Origin of the sequence: Lysinibacillus piscis (assembly GCF_026012395.1) — a bacterium.
GTDB lineage: Bacteria > Bacillota > Bacilli > Bacillales_A > Planococcaceae > Lysinibacillus > Lysinibacillus piscis.
Window position 1 is genome coordinate 222071 of record NZ_BRZA01000001.1, and the last position, 16900, is coordinate 238970.

Consider the following 16900-nt stretch of genomic DNA (forward strand, 5'->3'; position numbering starts at 1 on the left):
ATAGCCCGTTTTATTGATTATTCAGCAGGCGTTTGTGGCTTTTCTAAGTGTGCGGCAATTTGCTCTAGCTCCGGGCGCAATGTATGCTTCCCTGCATAGCTTTCAATCAATGCCTTGACATCAATACCTGATGTTTCCTTTAAAGATTCCTGCAATGTAGACATTAAATTCGTTGCATAGGCTGTTACTTTATTTGCCCCACTGCCACCTTCTCCGCCACCAGTATCCACCACTGTAATTTTATCGATATTACCAAGTGGGCTTGCTAGCTCTTTCGCATATTCTGGCATCATACGTACAACCATATCCAGTACGGCTGCTTGCCCATAATATTCGAAGGCTTCGGCAATTTTACGTTTCGCTTCGGCTTCGGCAAGACCACGTAAGCGAATAATTTCAGCTTCTGTCTCCCCTTTAGCACGCTCTGCATCTGCCTTCGCTAAACCATCCAAACGAATTTTTTCGGCTTCTGCCTTCGCTAATGCCTCGATACGATATTTCTCCGCATCCGCCTGTGCCAATTCACGCATTTTTTCTGCCGCTGCATTTTGCTCCATCGCATAACGGTCTGCGTCTGCCTTTTTCTTTACCTCTGAATCATATTGCTTTTCACGACGTAAAATTTCTTTTTCCTCTAACTCAATTTGCTTTTGGCGCTCGATAATGCGAATTTGCATTTCCTGCTCTGTTACATCTTGCTTCGCTCGCGCTGCCTCTAGCTCATAGGCTTGGTCTGCTCGTGCTTTTGCAATATCTTGTTCACGGCGGAATTCTGCCACTTTTAATTGATTTTCTTTTTCTGCCTCTGCAATTTCTGTCGCTCGCTCTAACTCTGCCTTTTGTGCATCTTTTGTTGCTTCAGCACGCTTAATACGTGTTTCTTTTTCTGCATCGGCTGTCGCAATATCCGCATCACGCTTCACTTGCGCAATACGTGGTTTCCCAAGAGACTCTAAATAACCATTTTTATCACGAACATCTTTAATTGTAAACGATACGATGGTTAACCCCATCTTCGCTAAATCTTGAGAAGCGACACGTTGTACTTCTTGTGAGAATTTATCACGATTTTTATAAATTTCTTCTACTGTCATGGAGCCTAAAATCGAGCGTAGATGCCCTTCTAATACTTCACGTGCTTCGTTTTCACGCTCTTCTTTTTGCTTACCTAAAAATTGTTCTGCGGCTGTCGCAATTTCAGAAATAGAACCACCAATTTTAATAATGGCTGTACCATCTGCCATAACAGGAACACCTTGCTCTGTATAGACTTCTGGTGTTGTCACATCTAATTTACTAGATAGCAAGCTTAGTGGACGTGCTTGCTGGAAAATTGGGTAGATGAACGCACCACCACCACGAATAATTTTAATGCGATTTCCTGATTCATCTTTATGTACATTTTTAGAACCTAAATAGCTACCTGTTACAATTAAAGCCTCATCAGGACCCGCTGTGCGATACTTCGTCACATATAATGCTACAAGTGCCAATAAAACAAATGCCACAATACCAATGACAATCAAAATTTCAATACTCATCCATTACTCTCCCCTTTAAATAAATTTTTTATCATACGATTTCACAAAGAGTGTACCTTCTTTCACTTCCACAATGAGTACCGTTACATCATAATCAATCGCCTCATTATCAAAGCCTGTTGCTCGTTTGGCAATCATGCCACTTGCTGTTTCAATAACAACCTCACCAAAGCCGTCCTGTGGAATAGGTACAATGACTTTTCCAAGTTGCCCACCAAGGGACTCCTCTGTATAGGCTAGCGATACATCGGCTGAACGCAATGGTACAAGAACAAATAAGTAAAACAATGCACTTAATATAGCCCCAATCATCGCAGCCACTGCAATATTCCAGCCACTAGAGAACAGTGAAAGTTTTTCTAAAATAAAACCTGCTGCTGACATCAGTGTGATAAAGGATAAAATCACGCTGGGATTGAAGATAGGTAATCCTTCACCAATCCCTTCTACTACATCACCAAAAAACATCAATAGAATGGTTGCAAGACCTGCGATAATTAATGTTACTAAAAATAATTGCTCTAGCGTATAGCCAAAAAACGTCACATTGTTCACCCCTTTTCATCGTATTACCTTATATACGGTGGAATTAACAAAAAGTTTCATAAATTTTCGCATTTGGAAAAGTTACTATTCTATGAAAGTACAATCCTTCGTTCTTTCTAAGGAAAACCATGTTACAATAGAATGGAGACCTATTGATGATTAGAGGAGATTTTTATGAAACGCTCACACATTTTAAATTTTTGTATTTTAACATTGTTCACCTTACTGTTTGTCAATGATTTCTTTCCACATACAGCAATCGCTGAAATACTTTCACAAAAAATAATTTTGCTGTTATTAGTCGTACTTGTTATTTTACAAATTGCGCTGGATCATACGGTGTATCAAAATTTTTCGACTAAATCCTATCTTGCCTTATCGATATATACAGTAGGCTTATGGATTGGACTAACACTATTTGGTGGTCGCTCACAAATCGGCTTATCATTTACTAGCCCTCTATTTTACTTAATTGTACTCCTTCTAGCAGTAGATATTTTGCGTGTGCATCGCAAAACAAAGCAACAAAACACGAAAGAAAATACGGCAAAGTAAAAAGCATGTCTTGTCACAGACATGCTTTTCTTTACGATTCCAATGCGTCTAAAATAACATCCAATTCATTTCTTGCATGGTTTAGCCGTTCTCTTGCCTCAATATTTTGTTGTTTACGCTCATTAAATTCCATTAAATTATTTTCATGCTTTGATTTTAAAACCGATAGTCGTTCAACACGTACCTCCACCTTCTCAATGGCTTGCTTACACACAGTCGCCCACAGCTGTTCGACATGCTGCATTTCCGTTGTGGAAGGGTTATGTTGACGTATGATTTGCGTATACACGACCTCAATCTGCTCCATTAGCTCTGCATAAAAACGACGTTCTACCCTTGTTGTTTGGATCGTCGAATGTTCTAGCTCTTTTGTATACGGTGCAATTTGATGAAGTAGCTTCGCTGCATTTTCTGCAAAATTATGCGATAAATTTAATACATTTAACAGTTGTAATAACAAACAAATTTCTTCAAGATTGGCCAATTGAACATCGACACCCTCTTTTAATTTTAAGGATGTGACATAGCGTTGATTAAAGTGTTCAATTTCACCATTATGTTGCTCCATTAAATGCTCATCTGCATTCTCTTTCAAACTTTTAATATAGCGCACTGCATGTCTCTTTAATTCTTCTTTTGAGAGTGAATTATTTCGTTGAACATAGGCAAAAGCATTTGCTTGTTTCATAGCCGTATCTTCTTCTGAAATATAATAACGTATATAAATTCCTTGCATGTCCTGCCCCCCAATTTCATTTCACACGTTTCTTTTAAGACAATAAATCGAATATGCTATTTTTTCAAGTAAAAATCATTTATTTAATAGATTTTAATTACTTTCGTCTACAGCAAGCCACTTTTCATATAGACTCTCTAACTGCTGCTCTAATGTATATCGTTGTTCTTTTGCAAGGGTTGATTCCTGTAATTTCAGCTCCATTTTGGCAATCTGTTCTTCAAGTGATAATTCTTTTTTTGCTGTAGCACTTTTTTTCACCTTTTCTTTGACTGTTGTGATATGACTAGAGACTAGGCGTTTATTCCGTGCCCATTCATAATCCCCTTCAAAAACATGAAGATGTTGCTGTTCAATCCATGCCACTTTCGTAAAAATTTTCTGTAGGAAATAGCGGTCATGTGATACACCAATAATTGTACCTTCAAATGATTCAAGTGTCTCCTCTAGCACTTCTCTTGCCTCAATATCTAAATGGTTTGTCGGCTCATCTAAAATGAGTAAATTAATATCTTCATACATAAGCTGTGCTAGACGTAAGCGCATTTGCTCACCCCCGCTTAAATCCTTCACCTTTTTAAACACATCATAGCCGTAAAATAAAAATTGTGCTAAAATATGGCGTGCCTCCGCCTCTGATACAGCAACCGTTTCTCGGAACGCATCAATTAAGCGCATCGCTGGATTTTGATGTTCAAATTGCTGTGATAAATAGCCAATTTTCACATTACTACCAACTCGACAAACACCTTCATTTGGTTGCACTTCGCCTAATACCATCTTTAACAGCGTGGATTTACCACTACCATTATCACCTACAACAGCTAAACGCTCTCCAAAGTAAACAGCTAAATCACTATTTTTCAATAATGGTTTCTCAAAGGCATGACTAACATCCATCATTTGCACAACCTCCTTACCACTACGCTCCGCCATCGTTAATGCCAAATTCATTTTCTTTTTATGAAGCGGCTTTTTCACACGCTCAATACGTGCCAGTGCCTTTTCCATACTTTTTGCTCGTCTGTGTAAACCTGCATTCGGTGGATTGGATTCATTCGCCCACTGCTTTAAGCGTTTAATCGTTTCCTGCATTTTCTTAATTTTCTTTTGTTGCTCCTCATATTGGGCAAACTGCTGCTCAATTTTAGCCTCTTTTTGTGCCACAAAGGCATCATAATGACCATGATATGTGCACGCTTCTCCATCCTCAATTTCGATGATTTTATGCGCTGTTTGATTCATAAATTGTCGATCATGTGATACAACAATCACAATACCTGTAAATTGGCGCACATATTGCTCTAGCCATTCGATTGCTTGCATATCTAAATGGTTCGTCGGTTCATCTAATAATAAAATAGAAGGATTTTTCAGCAATATTTGCCCCAGCATGACTTTTGTTTTTTCTCCACCACTCAGACAATCAAAGCGTTGCTCCAATAAACTAGTAATGCCTAAGCCATTGGCAATCATCATTAATTGTGCCTCTACTTCATAGCCACCTTGCTGCATAAATTGCTCTTGCACATGACCATATTGCTGTAACACTGTTTCTGTCACATCAACCTGCATTTGCTCTTCCAACTTGGACATCTTTGCCTTTAAAGCATAGATAGCTGCAAACGCCTCCTCCAACACAGCTTTTACTGTATGATTCGGATATTGCGGAATTTGATGTAAGTAACCGATTGTAGCATCCTTACTTTTAATAATACGTCCCTGATCTGGCGTATCCATACCTGCTAATAAGCGAAGCAATGTTGTTTTCCCACTACCATTGACGCCAACAATCGCCACATGTTCCCCTGCATTGACCTCCATATACAATCCTTCAAATAATAAATGACCACCAATCATTTTTTGTACTTGTTCTGCTTTTATTTGCATCGTTTTTTCCTCCAATGAAACGTGCGAAAACATTTTAGACACAAAAAAGACTGCTCGATTAACAAGCAGTCTTTTTCTTACATTTTTTTGTGAAAAAGAATGGTTAATTCGCTACGTTTTGTATTTGATTTTGCTTAAAAATGGACAGACCTCTCCCGTTGTTCGCAAAATCGAAAGTAATAACACGTGCAAAATACATTGCTTTATCTGCTTTTACACCTGTTTTCGTAGCGTTTTGATTCATTCCTTTTCACCTCCGTTCATCATAGTTATCACTATCATACTATATATATTGCAGATTGCCAAGAAAATTTCAGCCAATTTGCTGCCTGAAGTGTGCGTAATATAAATGCAAATATGACTGTATGAAAGCAAAAAAACATCACGAATGATAGCTTACCTATGAAACTATACGAGAAAAATAGACTAACAACCAATACAGCACTTAAGTATAGAAAACTCCAAATACTTTGCCCCTACTATCCACAAAGAAATAACATATTTACTAGCATCATCATAGCTGTGTTGCCTATTGCTCTTTGTAAAAAGGCTTTTAGTAACTCCATTCTGCCATCCAACCTAGCAATTTCTCCAACATTTCTTTCATCGGCTCTACTTCTTGTTCAATGCGTTGTGTCAGTTCCTCTACACTACCAAAAATTTGATATAGCACATATTCACGTTGATAATCCTCTTTACTTTCCAAATGATGTATCAACTCAGCAAGCAATACAGGTTCATCAAGTGAAATACCTTTTAATGGTTCAAGCTCCCCTTCATTTGCACTGAGTAAAATATCAATCAGTACAGGCAATACTTCCACTGATAAGCCATGTCGATCCAGAAATGCTTCTGCATAGTAATTTTGGACAAGCTGATGCTCTGAATCAACAAGTGACATATAGGTTTGGACAAGTGGAAAATAGGCATCACTATAAAGCCCTAAGCCAAAAATAGCGTATGTTCCTGGCATCACAGATTGTTCGCTAGGTTCCACATCCTCATACCACGCATACGCCTCCATTGCGAGCTGTGCATAATCCGCAAGTAATGGGAAAAGATTCGGATACGTAAGACAGTTCGCAAAAAATTGATGTAATTCCGATTGAGCAAGCTCTTTCACAGATAAATAGTTTTCCTCTTGACTCTTTAGTTGTAAATGATACCCTTTGACAAAGCCCGTTTGTAACAGGTCGATGATATATTGCAGTGCCTCACGATATGCCTCTTCTTCCTCAACATTAATTTGGATGGCAATGCTTTTTAAAATATCATTAGCCTTTCCTTGAAAACGAACACTTTTCCTTGTAGGCTCACAACGACCACTACCATTTTGTAAATAATGAATCGCCTCTTGTGAGCCTAGTTGTTGTGCAAATGCAAGATATTGTTGACGTGTGTCAGGCTCTTTATCTCCCATTTGTAACGCAATATAGACGAAGAATTCTAACTCCTCTTGATTGGGTCTAGCCTCTGAATTTAGTATCCATTTCGTTGTATATTCGCCTGTTCGTTCAAAATAAACTGCTAAAATATGCTCCTCGGCCCAATCCTTAAATGCCAACGTATAATCATACATCCACTGATTGAAGCGCTCCTCATTGCCTCTATACTTCTCTAATAACCGTTGTATCAATGGCTCAATTTCTGTTACTCGCTGCTGAAAAAAATGCGGATTGACTAAGTAACGAGCAAAGAAAAAACCATCTTTCTCAGCAGGACGTACAGGCAAATCAGCCATCACCTTTGTTTCAATAAAAGTAGCTAACGTTTGCTTTGCTAATGCCAATTTATTGTGATTTAATAGCTCTTTTTGATAGTAAAGTTCACGCCCTTCATGCTCAAATTCTAATATAACTTGAAGGCGATAATCAAAAAGCTTCGTATGATAGTCGGCAGATTGAAACACCCTATCCATTTTGGTACATAAAGCGGAAAACAACGCTTCTATATGCTGATGCTCTGTTATGTCCTGCATGTAGTCTCCTGCCGCTACTTTATACGCATCGTCATGCCAGCTAAATGGCTCATACGTATAAATCGAAATCGTTCCATAATGAGGCGTTCCCCATTGTAATTTATCCAATTTTTTTGATGTCCATTTTACCTTCACATAATGATTCACGCCTATATGAAGCTGACTCCAGTCGTTCAACGTGCTCATTCTGTCATTTTCCTGTAGATAAAAATGCTCTAGCTGTTGCCAAACATCGGCTAAAAATCGCTCTATATATTGCGACAACTTTAATTCACCCCCACTAACTTGCAAGTTTTATCCTAAATTAGTTCCTTCAAAGCTTAAGCAACTGAGTTAATAGGATGGCATTTTCCAGCCCTTTTCTTCATCCCAAACAGCATCCACATCATCTAAATGCACATGCCATTCACCGTTATCAATTACATTCCGAATCGCTGTTAAACACTCCAACCAATAAAACAATGACTGTATAGTTACTTCATAATCATCTGTTAGTGGTAGCTTTGTGGAACCTTCAAAAATAATAGGGGGATCATTGTGCTGATCATAAACATAAAATGTTTCAGCGATAGCCTGCCATTGAAAATTCGTATTATATTCGTCAACAATAGCTGCAATTTTTTTATTTTCTACGCTACTCAATGCTTCATTGCGTTCACATGTATAGTAAATAGATACACTCATAATGTCCTCCAAAATTTCGTCTGACTTTCTCAACGGTAAAACACTCTATTATCCTCAATAACATTGCAAAATAGCCCATACTTTATCAAAAACTTTACTTCTACAGTCCTGCTCACGAATCCAGAAATAGAGCTTGCCACTGTCGCCCCACATATAACCGAGGTCATCTTCAGAATCAAGCTGTAACAGCAATTGCCAATCTTTTGCATGTGGCTCTAGCTCCTTGCGTAAAGGATGCTCGTAGCCCGTTGAATCTCCACAATATAAACCATTTGTTACCAATTGGCATTGTAAATACATATCCCCTTGAATCGTATCAGGATGTCCACCAATACGATGTGTCGTATGTTCAACTTCCTCCCTCTCACGCCATAAGAAATCATCATAGGCATCCCTCTGTTCTTCTGTTAAAAGGTTTGCTAATTTTTGACCATCAGGCGATTCCCATGCTGGCAGCGTCCAATCATTTTTGAAATGCAATGTTGCACTGGCAATATGCTCCTTTAAAATTTTGGGTTGCTCTGTTCGTTGAAGTTGATGCTGTGTGAAATGATAAACATGAAAACCATCACCATCATTCGGATCATAGCCCCAAGGTTGTTCCATAGCATCATAGAAAAAGGATAATAGTCCATCAGCAGGTAACAAATCTGTTGCATCATAGAGCTTTACTTCCGCTAAATTAAGCTGGCAAAGAAAGTAGAGTGGCTGTCCATTCTTTGTTTGCGGCCAACTAAAATCTGTTGGCACATCAGGCGCTCCACCAATTTTAGAATGACCGATTTGTAGGTTATCATCTGCGGTTGGCGTTGCTGTAGCACGAATGGAATTTGTAGCAAATTGCAAAATCTGCTCCGTTGCCTCCCCAAGCTCAAAATCATGCAATGCTGCACGTAATTTTTCCATGTCCATCCTCCTCTTATTACCATTCACGCTCTCTTAATGCATCCTCTATATCCAATTCAATATCGTATGCTTGCAATATATCCATAACCGTTTCAGCAATACTATCTCTTGCGACTGTTTCCAGCTCACTATTATGTTCCTCAAATTCTTCTACTAAATCATTAATCCCATATGTTATTTCATCCAATTTTGCTTGAATTGCCTCTAAAGTATGAGGCTCTTGCGCTAAGTAGTGAACAATTCCCTCCAATAAAACTTTAATTTTATCTACTAAAAACGTAGGGTAATACTCGTCTTGGGACATATCTTTCAAATAGTGGATTTCTTTCATCATAAGCTCGCTCCCTTATCTTGTTTTAAAACATAAGTAAATGATTATACACTGTTTGCTGTGTTGCCGTTAATTTTCCATCAGTATATAAAAGCTTTTTTCATGTATACACCTCTATTAATCCAATATCGCCCTCGAAAATAAATCATGTATCAGTTCATCATTTTCACATGCTTGCTTAAATCCAATAGCAAATTGCCATAATGCATCCTTCTGACTAGCATATGCACAGAACATATCTGCTTCTGAATCAAAACGTACACTGCCTTCTAACTCAGGTAACTTTTCTTGCAAATATACATCCGCCAGTGAGGTCCAATCATAGCCATTCCCTTGAAATCCTTCATCAGCTCGCGTTTCAAACAATGCCTGTTTATACATGCCCGCTTCTAATAACAACGAAACATTTCCGCTACCATGCTCTAACCATCGAAACGGCCTAAGTTCCTCGTTTACCATTTGTGCACGTAGATGGGCTAGCTTATCTGCTGTAAAATGTACTACACCCTTTTGATTAATTATTTCCCCCTGCTTTATTCGTTCTTTTAGCCAATCTGAAACAAAATCTGGAGCATATCCGCCTGTGCTGAAGCCTTGTGCAAGTGCAATGATATTCTTATAGTCTGCTAAATATTGTACTTGTGTCACTTCAGAATGAGCACCAGTATACAACCAAAATTGAATATCATACATCAGCCTAGAAAGCTCATCTGCATGTAAAGCGAAATAGCCTTTGTCCTCTACAATTTGTGTGCAAATCCCTCGAATAATAGTCTCTACCCATCCTTCTTCTCCCGTTTTCTCACATAATGACTGTAACAAAGGCGAAAATGGCGCATGTTTTACCATAGCCAAATCGTCCACTTTATCTTGTTCTGATGTATCGAATACTTCCTCATTGACCAAGCCTGTGATAAAAGTTGCAAAGTTCGGTGCAAGAAACGTTACATGGTAGCCAGCCTCTTGATCTACATGGACAACAGCAGGCTCGCCATCTGTACCACATGCACGATAATCAAGCATAATAACATCGTGACCTGCTGATGGGCAATCGGCTATAACAACGCCAATATTTGGGTAACCCCATTCCTCCAACATAAAATGGCTACCCAAATCACCACACAAGCTATACATTTTTTTGCGACCAATACCCATAATACCCGTAATTGCCACATGATTTTCTGCCCATGAAGTTGGCATGACAGTTGGAAAACAAGTATTAACTGGTATACCGCCATTCTGCTTTTGCATCAGCCAAATATAATCCGCTGGTAATTTATAGCCAAGCTCCTCTTCTATAGCAACAATGATTTCCGTAGTGGGCGGTGCTTCTACATAATTTTTAGCTGCATAATCACTTTTCTCCCAAAACTGACTAAAATCACGCTCATTGAAAGGAACACGCTCGATATCCTCCAATGCCTCCACTATATTTCTCATAATATTGTGACAATATGTGATAAACTCTTCTACAGTTTCACTATCAAACCCTAATGCCTTCGCCTTTTCAAATGCTGACAGTGCCTCTTGCCATTCTTGCATATAGAAATAAGCATAGCCCACACGCCAATGCCAAGCTGCATCTTGTTGTCCCTGCTTTTTCACCGCTTCCAGTTCAGACAATGCATCATTAAAACGCCCTACATTATTAAGTGCCCGCCCATAATGACCAATTATCTCGTAATCTCGCTGTGATTCAGGCATTTGTTCAATCATTTCTACAATTTTGTCATGTTGATGATTCTCATACCATTTTTCCAATTTATCCAATAACTCTTTTGGCATCATTTCACTTCCTCTTGAATTTATCTACAAGCTATTAATCAAAATCTGAATACAGGACATATTGCTGACATTCTAAGCATTGAAATAGATAGCCTTGATGTGAGCCATTATTGCGTAAGGTAGTAGCTAATTTTTCTTTTGGATAACCATCATAATGTTCAAGCTCCTCCGTAATGCCCATCACAACAAGCTCATCCCAGCCAACATAATCAATAAATGCGCAATAATCTGTGCAATGGGCTACCCAGTTATTACCTTGCCAACTTACATAGCCTGGTGTAAGATGCAGCACTTCCTCTGTATAATCCTCATTCTTCACAAGCTCGGCATTTAATAAATCTTGCTGAAATTGACCATCAAATTTTTGTGCTGCCCGTCCACTATGAATACAGCTTGGGCAAAGATATTCCACCTCTTCAATCGCATAAATGCCCTTTGTATAATAAATATCCACTTCCTGCTCGCAGCAATCACAAACGACGATTTCACCTGTTTCAAAAATATTTGCCTGCATTGGATTCGGCATATACTTAAATAGTGGTAACGGTGTTTTCAAGCTCGCTTCCTTCCGAATGACACGTGGCAATAATGGTCTTACATTTTGTGGATTGTCCACCCAATATTTAATCGAGCCATATTTTTTCTGGTCTTTTTTATTGCGTAAATCCATAATCGTTGTAAAAATTTTATATGCTTCGTCATACATACACAACACACAGTAAATTTCTACCAGTATACGTAAATTTACCTCCGTGGGCTCTGCTGCTTGAATTTGCTTCTTTAATTCATGCATGGCATTAATCATTTCGGCATTCGTCGTATCGAACACTTTTCTTTGCGCATGCCATTGTACTATAAGATTTTCTGTCATATACATCATCCTCAACTTTCACATGCTTCTTGTGAAGTATATTCCTTTACAGGATAAACATTTCTACTCTATAGAAAGTCTTTTATTTTATTATCCTCACTCTGTTCGCTTTCAATTATCGTTGCCAATTATGCAAAAACTTAGAGAGCAACGGATGATTTGGATTGCAGCGTTTGGCTGATGCTATTTCTAACAGCTCTTCCGCCTTATCATCTGTGATGGAAATAAAGGTAAAAAGATGTTCAGCAATAACACCTTCTTGCTTTAATTCATACATTATGTCACTCATCATCTGCTGAATTTCCATTTTATGTTCTACAAATGGATTACCAGCATTTAAAACTCTATCCAACAATTCACGGCTTATTTGTTGTAGCATATCCGTATCATCTTCATATAAAAATTCATCTTTCAAAAATCGATAATCTTCTGGATTGTCCTCGTAATTGTTGCCAATTTGAAGAAGTGATTTTTCTGTTCCCATGGTTAAATAAAGACTGCCACAATCGCCATCTGTCACTAAAACAACGGCATATATTTGTTCATCTTTTAAAGCATCATACATAGCTATATAGGCTTCATACACAGCTTGTTTCATTTTCTGTTTCATAGTTACACCTTCCGTAATTTATCTGGTTTTTCACTTCAAACATTCATCAGCAATTACTTAAAAAGAAAGTATGTTCTTATTTTTCAATATAGCATACAGCCAATTTTTTAAAAATGCATTTCTTATAAAAATGACAAAATGTTACTTTTGTTGGACAGTATGATTTTGATCACAATCATGTCTTTCAACGCCGTCAATTCAATAGTTTAACTAAATAAACAGAGCAAAAATGAATGAAAGTGGACTAGGCAAAAATACATACTCCGATTTAAGTAAGAAAGCATATATCACCATCTGTTGTTCTTCCCTATATAAAAAAGAACCCACTCTGATTTTTATCAAAGTGAGCTCTTCTCTTACAATCGCACCTTTACTTCTGTACCGTCCTGCGCTTTTACATCAACTAACACCATACCTCGATAGTTTTTCAGTTCTTTCACAATCGGCTGTAGTATAGTTTTATCAATCACAGGAAATGTAAAGTGGACTTTGTGTTTTTCAAAATAGGCTTGTGTCCATTTGTTTAGCATCTTTTGCAATAACGCTGAACAAATAATAGCAACAGCCATGTTTAATAATATATATGGCACAGGGATGGATAACCGAATATCCTTTGCCTTCACTTGTACACGCATCATATAGCAGTACACTACTCAATAATAACGGAAATTGTATCTCCGTTTGCGGATTGAATATCTACAATTTTCCCATCTAATTCATTTTCAATCGCTTCTATAATCATGTTAATATCGATATCTTTCACATACTGTGCTGATTGCGGAATACTTGCAGCAAGGCCATGTCCAGCCATTAACACGACTTTGACTAGTTTAATTGGTAAATTCACTGTCACATTATCATTGTCAGTTGACACGACACGAATTTTTAATGTTTTATCTGTATATTTTTTGTCAACCAGTGTATCGGCTACATCCTCTTTTTCCTTTAATATTTGAATTAGCTCTGCGCCTTTATTTGCCTCAAGCTTACCCTCTTGTACCATCGTTAACACTTTTGCAATTTCTTCTTTCATACTAACATTCCTCCTAGTCTTCTTTTAATAGTTTAATCGCTTCTTCAGGTGTGATTTCGCCGTTTTCTAACATCGTCACCACTTTTTTCTCATCTACCACGTTTTTCTTCTTCTCATAGCCAAGAGACAAAATAATATCCGTTAATTTACCTCTGACTGTTGGATACGAAATACCTAACTCTTTTTCTACTTCTTTAATATTCCCTCTACATAACAAAAATACTTCCACAAAATGCAGTTGCTCCTTTGATAAGGAAGCTAGTTTTGATAATTCAAATTCATTTTCAATCGTTGTATGGCAATGTGTACATTGCAATTTTGTAATTTTCAAGGTTTTACTACAGACAGGACAATTTGTAATTACTTGATAGGCCATAATAAAATTCCTTTCTGTTTATTTGTTTTGATTATATATCAATAAAAACAAAATCACAAATAATAAAATTAATTTTTAAATCTAAAATAATAAATAAAATTAATTTCATTATTTATATTATTGATTTTAATATTAGAAACTTTTCATCAGCCATTCTTGCTTCTTATCCTCCAACAATTACACATTACCTCCCCATTTCAACCACTTATCTAAAACTTTCACGTAATGGATTTTTTATGTGCTACAGTAAGGTTATCGAATTCGATATGAACTAATGAGGGGGCCTCCCATTTGAAAATTCAATTAACAATTAACAATTAACAATGCCTTAGAAGAAACAGAGATTCACATTCACGCTAAGGAATACAATGAGCAAATTGAACGGCTGATGAAACAATTGCAAACAGCTCACTCCACTGTGCTGGATGGCTATTTACAGCAGGAAATCCATTTGCTTAAGATTTCAGATATTTATTCAATTTATGCTGAAAATGCCAAATTATTTTTACAAACGGAGGAGCAGGAATTTGAGTCAAAACGCAAATTATATGAACTGGAGATACAGCTTGCGAAGGATTTTGTGCATGTTAGTAAATCTACCTTTGTCAATATCCATAAAGTGTCCTCAATTCAAATGGGGAAAATCGGCACAACTGAATTATTGCTTGAAAATGATGTGTCCATTCATGTTAGCCGTAAATATTTAAAAGAATTAAAGCATTACTTAGGTATTGGGAGGGATTTATAGGATGAAACTTTTACGCATGATGATTATAGCTATTTTAATTTCACTTAGTTCTTCCTATATATTAGTAACTCAAAGTATCGTATCTCAAAAAACCGTCTTCAATGGCTCCGAGCTATTTGAACAAGTAATTATTGCTATCCTTCTTGGTGCTGCGATTGGCTTACTTACCATTATTTTTGAATGGGAGCGGTTAGCCTTTACTATTCAATTGCTGATTCATCTGTTAGCCGTGACAATATGTGTTCTAGTAGCGGGCTATTTTGGTCAATGGTTTGAGCATTCAGGTGTACTCTATGTATTGCTATCAGAGGCGATTATTTATATCTTAGTTTGGTTGATTTTACATGTACTACAAACAAGAGATATCGAAAAAATCAATCGGGAAATTCAAAAAAGAAAGGGTTAAATATAATGGATTATGCGATACAGGTAGACAATTTACGTAAACAATATGGTGAACAGGAAGCCGTCAAAGGCATTTCTTTCACAGTAGAAAAAGGCTCTCTTTTCGCCTTTTTAGGAACAAATGGGGCAGGTATATATAGAAGAATTTAAGGGGAAAGAAACCAAGTCAACAAATTACATGACTTGGTTTTCTATCGCCATGTACTGTGTCTTGTTTTGTTGAATAAATTCCAACATATGTTGATGTTGGTCGGCAAAATTAAATTGAATCGTGATTTCATTATTTTCATGAATGTAAATTGTATCAACTAGTTCAACTAACAAACCTCGGTCAAGTGTTTGAATATTTCTGTACTTTAAAAATGTTTGGAGATAGGGATGGTTCACACCAATGCCTTTTTGAACAGTCGCCATTTCTGTTTCGAGGTTAGAAATAACCTGTGTCACTTCATCTACTTTCTGCTCGAATTTTGTTTTCATTCGCAAATAGTCAGCTTTGGTAATATCGCCTGTTTTCCAATCCATATATAGATTGTCTGTGACGGCTGTTATTTTTTCTAGCTCTTGCTGTTTTGCCTTGTAGAGTTGTTCTAATTGTTTCGATTTTGTCCGCACAATAGGCTGTTTGTTAATGGCTTGAATGATGGTAGTCATATCATCTACAAGTGCGATTTGCGCTTGTATCGCTCGTAATACGGCTTCTGTGATATCCTCTATACTCATACTGTGTCGAGTACATTTCCCTCTATGTTTCACTGCATAAGTAGAACAAACATAGTAGGCATATTCCTTCAATCCAGACTTTGTTTGTCTGCGATAGAATTTCCTTGTCATGCCCATTCTGCAATCTGGACAACGAAGGAAACCTGAAAAAAGATGGACGTTTTTTTCATCTGGTGCGGTACGGGTATCTCGTTTTTGTAAACTTTGGGCTTTTTCAAATAGAGATTTCTCAATAATCGGGTCATGTGTGTTTTCTACCACAAACCATTCATCTTCTGGTGGCGTGATTTTATCATGAATTTTATAACTAATTACACGTTGTTGACCCTGTACCATTGTCCCGATATACATTTTATTGATTAAAATACGACCAATTGTGCCGATACTCCACATGCCATCATTTTTAGCATCATTGGGTGTTCGATGATTGAACCCTTTATGTTTTTTATAAACAGATGGTGATGGAATGCCTAGCTCGTTTAAATGTTTCACAATCCCAGATTTACTCATGCCATCATATACATACCAATGATAAATATTGCGGACAACTTGTGCGGCTTCTTCATCAATGATGAGATGATTTTTATTGTTAGGATTCTTTTGGTAACCGTAAGGAGCGAATGCCCCAATAAATTCACCATTTCTCCGTTTTGTATCGAAAGTACGACGAATATCATTAGAAATACGAGCAGCATAACGGTCATTTAATAGCCCTGCCATCGGTACTTCTAATCCTTGTATGACCTCTGGCTGAATATAGGTGTCAATAGCTGGGTCGCCTATGCTGATAAAACGCACATTGTAGAGAGGGAATATTCTTTCTAGAAAATAGCCTTGGTCAGCATAATTCCGAAAAGCTCTCGCAAGCGTCTTACAAATAATACAGTCTACTTTACTTGTTTCAATATCTCGTATCATCCGTTGAAAATTGATTCGCTCGTAATCTGTCGTACCTGACTGTCCATCATCTATATAGTAATCAACCAGAACATACTCACCAATGAAGGTACGGTCAAGGTACTCTTGAATGATTTTACGTTGATTCGTGACACTTAAACTTTCGTCATGTCCATCATCTTTAGACAAGCGAATGTAAATAGCAATCTTCCATATTTTTTGACGTGGCTGCTGAACTTTTGACTTTTTTCTAACTCGTGCCATGTTCCTCCAATCCTCTATAAT

Annotated in this window: 19 protein-coding genes and 1 pseudogene; 4 read left to right on the forward strand and 16 right to left on the reverse strand. The window is 37.4% G+C overall.

Features of this window, described 5'->3' with window-relative positions; genetic code table 11:
* Positions 1-17: 17 nt before the first annotated feature.
* Positions 18-1541: a flotillin lipid rafts scaffold protein FloT gene (gene floT, locus OPF91_RS01155; protein WP_264986837.1), complete on the reverse strand. Its 1524-nt coding sequence runs from the start codon at positions 1539-1541 to the stop codon at positions 18-20.
* 15 nt (positions 1542-1556) lie between these two features.
* Entirely contained in the window at positions 1557-2087 is a 531-nt protein-coding gene (locus OPF91_RS01160) for an NfeD family membrane protein (protein WP_264986838.1), read from the reverse strand.
* A 174-nt stretch (positions 2088-2261) separates the two neighbouring features.
* Here OPF91_RS01160 and OPF91_RS01165 point away from each other — a divergent pair, with 174 nt between their 5' ends.
* Positions 2262-2642: a hypothetical protein gene (locus OPF91_RS01165; RefSeq protein WP_264986839.1), complete on the forward strand. Its 381-nt coding sequence runs from the start codon at positions 2262-2264 to the stop codon at positions 2640-2642.
* Positions 2643-2673: 31 nt separating this feature from the next.
* Here the strand turns inward: OPF91_RS01165 and OPF91_RS01170 are convergent, their stop codons facing one another.
* From OPF91_RS01170 to OPF91_RS01230, 13 genes are all read right to left on the reverse strand, one after another.
* On the reverse strand, positions 2674-3378 hold the full coding sequence (locus tag OPF91_RS01170) for a hypothetical protein (RefSeq protein ID WP_264986840.1): 705 nt from the start codon (positions 3376-3378) through the stop codon (positions 2674-2676).
* 93 nt (positions 3379-3471) lie between these two features.
* A complete protein-coding gene (gene abc-f, locus OPF91_RS01175) occupies positions 3472-5268 on the reverse strand; it encodes a ribosomal protection-like ABC-F family protein (protein ID WP_264986841.1) in 1797 nt (598 codons plus the stop codon).
* 103 nt (positions 5269-5371) lie between these two features.
* Entirely contained in the window at positions 5372-5512 is a 141-nt protein-coding gene (locus OPF91_RS01180) for an RAxF-45 family protein (RefSeq protein WP_264986842.1), read from the reverse strand.
* Positions 5513-5821: 309 nt separating this feature from the next.
* The gene (locus OPF91_RS01185) at positions 5822-7510 is read right to left on the reverse strand and encodes a DUF6138 family protein (RefSeq protein WP_264986843.1); all 1689 of its coding nucleotides are present in this window, start codon (positions 7508-7510) and stop codon (positions 5822-5824) included.
* Between the two features lie 69 nt (positions 7511-7579).
* Positions 7580-7930, reverse strand: a complete 351-nt coding sequence (locus OPF91_RS01190; protein ID WP_264986844.1) for a hypothetical protein — start codon at positions 7928-7930, stop codon at positions 7580-7582.
* A gap of 54 nt (positions 7931-7984) precedes the next feature.
* On the reverse strand, positions 7985-8836 hold the full coding sequence (locus tag OPF91_RS01195; protein ID WP_264986845.1) for a YwqG family protein: 852 nt from the start codon (positions 8834-8836) through the stop codon (positions 7985-7987).
* A 16-nt stretch (positions 8837-8852) separates the two neighbouring features.
* Entirely contained in the window at positions 8853-9167 is a 315-nt protein-coding gene (locus OPF91_RS01200) for a DUF5713 family protein (RefSeq protein ID WP_264987850.1), read from the reverse strand.
* Between the two features lie 117 nt (positions 9168-9284).
* A complete protein-coding gene (locus OPF91_RS01205; protein WP_264986846.1) occupies positions 9285-10955 on the reverse strand; it encodes an Imm51 family immunity protein in 1671 nt (556 codons plus the stop codon).
* A 31-nt stretch (positions 10956-10986) separates the two neighbouring features.
* Positions 10987-11823 (reverse strand): CbrC family protein, encoded by an 837-nt coding sequence (locus OPF91_RS01210; RefSeq protein ID WP_264986847.1) that lies wholly within the window; start codon positions 11821-11823, stop codon positions 10987-10989.
* Positions 11824-11938: 115 nt separating this feature from the next.
* On the reverse strand, positions 11939-12433 hold the full coding sequence (locus tag OPF91_RS01215; RefSeq protein ID WP_264986848.1) for a DUF4303 domain-containing protein: 495 nt from the start codon (positions 12431-12433) through the stop codon (positions 11939-11941).
* A 356-nt stretch (positions 12434-12789) separates the two neighbouring features.
* A complete protein-coding gene (locus OPF91_RS01220; protein ID WP_264986849.1) occupies positions 12790-13071 on the reverse strand; it encodes a hypothetical protein in 282 nt (93 codons plus the stop codon).
* Between the two features lie 11 nt (positions 13072-13082).
* Positions 13083-13466, reverse strand: coding sequence for a hypothetical protein (locus tag OPF91_RS01225; RefSeq protein WP_264986850.1), 384 nt, complete (start codon positions 13464-13466; stop codon positions 13083-13085).
* Positions 13467-13479: 13 nt separating this feature from the next.
* A complete protein-coding gene (locus OPF91_RS01230; RefSeq protein WP_264986851.1) occupies positions 13480-13842 on the reverse strand; it encodes a DUF2089 domain-containing protein in 363 nt (120 codons plus the stop codon).
* Between the two features lie 388 nt (positions 13843-14230).
* Here OPF91_RS01230 and OPF91_RS01235 point away from each other — a divergent pair, with 388 nt between their 5' ends.
* From OPF91_RS01235 to OPF91_RS01245, 3 genes and pseudogenes are all read left to right on the forward strand, one after another.
* A complete protein-coding gene (locus tag OPF91_RS01235) occupies positions 14231-14590 on the forward strand; it encodes a LytTR family DNA-binding domain-containing protein (RefSeq protein ID WP_264986852.1) in 360 nt (119 codons plus the stop codon).
* A 1-nt stretch (position 14591) separates the two neighbouring features.
* Positions 14592-14996, forward strand: coding sequence for a DUF3021 domain-containing protein (locus OPF91_RS01240; RefSeq protein ID WP_264986853.1), 405 nt, complete (start codon positions 14592-14594; stop codon positions 14994-14996).
* Between the two features lie 5 nt (positions 14997-15001).
* Positions 15002-15127, forward strand: a pseudogene (locus OPF91_RS01245) (ABC transporter); the annotation flags it as partial.
* A gap of 42 nt (positions 15128-15169) precedes the next feature.
* Here OPF91_RS01245 and OPF91_RS01250 read toward each other — a convergent pair.
* Positions 15170-16879 (reverse strand): recombinase family protein, encoded by a 1710-nt coding sequence (locus tag OPF91_RS01250; RefSeq protein WP_264986855.1) that lies wholly within the window; start codon positions 16877-16879, stop codon positions 15170-15172.
* Between the last annotated feature and the right edge of the window lie 21 nt (positions 16880-16900).

What these genes read in the sequence shown, in the direction of transcription:
- OPF91_RS01210 (WP_264986847.1), bottom strand. Translation starts at nt 11,823, where the DNA reads ATGACAGAAAATCTTATAGTACAATGGCATGCGCAAAGAAAAGTGTTC.
- OPF91_RS01220 (WP_264986849.1), bottom strand. Translation starts at nt 13,071, where the DNA reads ATGATGCGTGTACAAGTGAAGGCAAAGGATATTCGGTTATCCATCCCT.
- OPF91_RS01190 (WP_264986844.1), bottom strand. Translation starts at nt 7,930, where the DNA reads ATGAGTGTATCTATTTACTATACATGTGAACGCAATGAAGCATTGAGT.
- OPF91_RS01200 (WP_264987850.1), bottom strand. Translation starts at nt 9,167, where the DNA reads ATGAAAGAAATCCACTATTTGAAAGATATGTCCCAAGACGAGTATTAC.
- OPF91_RS01205 (WP_264986846.1), bottom strand. Translation starts at nt 10,955, where the DNA reads ATGATGCCAAAAGAGTTATTGGATAAATTGGAAAAATGGTATGAGAAT.
- OPF91_RS01215 (WP_264986848.1), bottom strand. Translation starts at nt 12,433, where the DNA reads ATGAAACAGAAAATGAAACAAGCTGTGTATGAAGCCTATATAGCTATG.
- OPF91_RS01165 (WP_264986839.1), top strand. Translation starts at nt 2,262, where the DNA reads ATGAAACGCTCACACATTTTAAATTTTTGTATTTTAACATTGTTCACC.
- floT (WP_264986837.1), bottom strand. Translation starts at nt 1,541, where the DNA reads ATGAGTATTGAAATTTTGATTGTCATTGGTATTGTGGCATTTGTTTTA.
- OPF91_RS01230 (WP_264986851.1), bottom strand. Translation starts at nt 13,842, where the DNA reads ATGGCCTATCAAGTAATTACAAATTGTCCTGTCTGTAGTAAAACCTTG.
- OPF91_RS01170 (WP_264986840.1), bottom strand. Translation starts at nt 3,378, where the DNA reads ATGCAAGGAATTTATATACGTTATTATATTTCAGAAGAAGATACGGCT.
- abc-f (WP_264986841.1), bottom strand. Translation starts at nt 5,268, where the DNA reads ATGCAAATAAAAGCAGAACAAGTACAAAAAATGATTGGTGGTCATTTA.
- OPF91_RS01180 (WP_264986842.1), bottom strand. Translation starts at nt 5,512, where the DNA reads ATGAATCAAAACGCTACGAAAACAGGTGTAAAAGCAGATAAAGCAATG.
- OPF91_RS01250 (WP_264986855.1), bottom strand. Translation starts at nt 16,879, where the DNA reads ATGGCACGAGTTAGAAAAAAGTCAAAAGTTCAGCAGCCACGTCAAAAA.
- OPF91_RS01240 (WP_264986853.1), top strand. Translation starts at nt 14,592, where the DNA reads ATGAAACTTTTACGCATGATGATTATAGCTATTTTAATTTCACTTAGT.
- OPF91_RS01195 (WP_264986845.1), bottom strand. Translation starts at nt 8,836, where the DNA reads ATGGAAAAATTACGTGCAGCATTGCATGATTTTGAGCTTGGGGAGGCA.
- OPF91_RS01225 (WP_264986850.1), bottom strand. Translation starts at nt 13,466, where the DNA reads ATGAAAGAAGAAATTGCAAAAGTGTTAACGATGGTACAAGAGGGTAAG.
- OPF91_RS01235 (WP_264986852.1), top strand. Translation starts at nt 14,231, where the DNA reads ATGAAACAATTGCAAACAGCTCACTCCACTGTGCTGGATGGCTATTTA.